At 29.9% G+C, this 2,094-nt stretch carries 2 protein-coding genes; both read right to left on the reverse strand.

The annotated features are described in order from the left end of the window. Positions 1-298 precede the first annotated feature (298 nt). Positions 299-1,234, reverse strand: a complete 936-nt coding sequence (locus ACKI67_RS02130; RefSeq protein WP_407461749.1) for a 3-hydroxyacyl-CoA dehydrogenase — start codon at positions 1,232-1,234, stop codon at positions 299-301. Positions 1,235-1,410: 176 nt separating this feature from the next. Beyond that, positions 1,411-1,863 (reverse strand): MarR family winged helix-turn-helix transcriptional regulator, encoded by a 453-nt coding sequence (locus ACKI67_RS02135; protein ID WP_407461750.1) that lies wholly within the window; start codon positions 1,861-1,863, stop codon positions 1,411-1,413. Between the last annotated feature and the right edge of the window lie 231 nt (positions 1,864-2,094).

The raw sequence follows: 2,094 nt of genomic DNA on the forward strand, positions 1-2,094 counted from the left end.
TAATTGAAAAATTTAAGACAGTTTAATAAAACAGTACCTTTGGAATGGTAATTTCTTGAAAATTTTTTAAGTAATTATAAAAAAATTATAAATTAAAATATTTTATTAAATTTTTTATAAAAAGTTAAGAAATCATTAATAAAAGGCGGACAAAAAAGTTTATAAATCTTTAAAAAATGAGATTAAAAAGTTTAGAAAATCTAATTGAAAAATGAATAAATCAAAATAAAAAAAGAAAAAAATAAATGATTTTCATCATTTATTTAAATATTATTTAAAAATAACTGAAATCAGTTATTTAGTATTCGTAGAAACCTTTTCCTGCGTTGATACCGGTTTCGCCCTTATCGATTTTTTCTTTAAGCTTTCTAGCTATTTTTCCTTGGGTTGTGTTAGGGTCTTGGGATCTAGGATCCATAATACCGATATTGTATGCAGTTACAAGACCTACAATGTCTAAGATTTGGAATGGTCCATTTGGTGAACCAGTTGCAAGTCTCCATGTCAAGTCAATTGTTTCAGGGTCTGCAACTTCTTCTGCCCATAATGCTTGTCCTGCAGAGAGGAATGGTACAAGCAAGGAGTTGAGCACGTATCCTGGTTGTTCTTTCAATACTTTAATTGGGACCATGTTGATGTCTTCTGCATATTGAACGATTGCATCGAAGTATTGTTGTTCGGTTCCAGGGTGTGCCATTACTTCAGCAGTGTTTTGAGCCCAAATATTGTTTGCAAAGTGGAAAGCAAGATACTTTTCAGGTCTTCCAGTGTATTCTGCAAATTGGCTTGGGAGCAATGTAGATGAGTTGGTTACAACAATTGTCTTTTCAGGTAAGTATTTAGCCAATTCTTCATAGAATGGGATCTTTTGTTCTGGGTCTTCTGCAATTGCTTCAATTACAAGGTCTGCATCTTCTGCTGCTTCTTCATAGCTTGTTGTTAATTTTAAGCTGTCGAATGCTTTTTGAGCTTGTTCTTTCAATGCGTTGATTTCTTCATCGCTAAGGTCAGGAGTTTTGCTGAATCCTCTGCAGTATGCGGATTTATCGGTTTTCATTGCTTCGAGAGAGTTAAGGTAGATGCCTAATAATCTTTCGAATTTTGGTTTAGCTCTTTCAATTGAGCCTTCGCTTCTTAACCATACGGTTACATCAAAACCACAGAAAGCGGATTGATAAGCGATTTGACTACCGAGTACTCCTCCACCAGCTACAACAACTTTTTTAATATCCATTTTATCACCAGTATATAAATTATAAACTATATGGAATAAAAAATTAAAAAAAATGAAATATAGTTTACTTGTATACTATTTTATGATTTTAAATATTTAAAATTTTATAAATGATTTTTAAAAAAAGAGTTTAATTGCTTGTAATTATTAGAAGAAAATTTAAAAAATAGTCTATTTTATTCAAAATCATTCAATTCAGCAGATTTGAATGCCAAATCGATGAATGTCTTGAAGAATTCATCATCTAACTTATCCAATCCCATTTTCTCTTCCCATTCGTTGTTGATTTCTTCTAGAATTGGAATGAGATCCTTTCCTTTTTGGGATAACTTTAAGATATTGTGCCTTTTGTCTTCGCTTGACTGCTGCCTTATTATGATTCCATTGGATTCCAATTTCCTGATAGCTTTGGTGATTGCTCCTTTTGTAATGTAAAGGCTATCTGAAAGGTCTTTCTGATTCAGGTTTTCCTCATTGTAAATTCTGGCTATGCACAGTACCTGTATCAAGTTCAAGTCGTACTTTGCCAATGCATTGTTGAAATAGGTTTTATGATTCTTATGGAAAATAAATAGCAAGTCTCCCAAACGGTTGTAATCATAGAATCCATCATTTGTTTTTTCACTCATCATTTTCTTTTTTATTTCTACAATTATTTAAAAATAACTAAATTCGGTTAATAATTTTCATATATTTTCATTTTAAATTCCATTTTTTAATATGTCTTTCAATTTCAAAAAGATTTAAATACTAAAAATAAGATAATGTATATTGTATTTAAATAAACATTAATGTATAAAAATATACATTATAATTTAGAGTATGCACTTATATTATAATAAGATTTTTATATAATACTA

It is taken from the genome of Methanobrevibacter sp., from assembly GCF_045577275.1.
In the GTDB taxonomy this organism is placed as follows: Archaea; Methanobacteriota; Methanobacteria; order Methanobacteriales; family Methanobacteriaceae; genus Methanobrevibacter.